A 531-nucleotide genomic window follows, 5' to 3' on the forward strand; every position below is an offset into this window, starting at 1 on the left:
GAATAGCAGCCAGGCCACGGCTATCACAAACCTGAACACTGCCGTTGCCGGAAAGGCCGCAGCCTCTGCAGTGGCTTTGCTCGATACGCGTGTGCAGAACATCAACGATGTCGTTGACGCTCATTCCAATGCGATTACGAGCTTGCAGACCGATGTTGCGGGCAAGGCCAGCGCGTCGGCCCTGCAGACACTGCAGACGACAGTTTCAGACCATGGTTCTGTGCTTTCGAGCCAGGCGACAGCACTGACCAACGTGCAAGCGAGCCTTGGAGGAAAGGCGGATCAAGGCGCGGTCAATGCCGCCCTGGCCGACAAAACCAATGTCTCAACGACGAATGAACTGATCGGATACGTCAATTCTGTGAACGGTATCGTCGGCTCGCACAGTGGTGCCATCACCACCCTGCAGAATGCGGTCAGTGGAAAGGCCGATGTCTCTGCAGTCAATGCCCTTTCAACGACCGTGATCCAGCAGGGTGGTCAAATCACCGCCAATGCAGACGCCTTGACGGCTCTCTCTGCCACGGTAGG

Annotated in this window: 1 protein-coding gene; it reads left to right on the forward strand. The window is 57.4% G+C overall.

Annotated features, from left to right (window positions below; all coding sequences use genetic code 11):
* On the forward strand, positions 1–531 hold a 531-nt coding region (locus ASD32_RS31040; protein ID WP_162252702.1), incomplete at both ends, for a hypothetical protein.

Origin of the sequence: Rhizobium sp. Root483D2, assembly GCF_001426685.1 — a bacterium.
Lineage (GTDB): Bacteria > Pseudomonadota > Alphaproteobacteria > Rhizobiales > Rhizobiaceae > Pararhizobium > Pararhizobium qamdonense.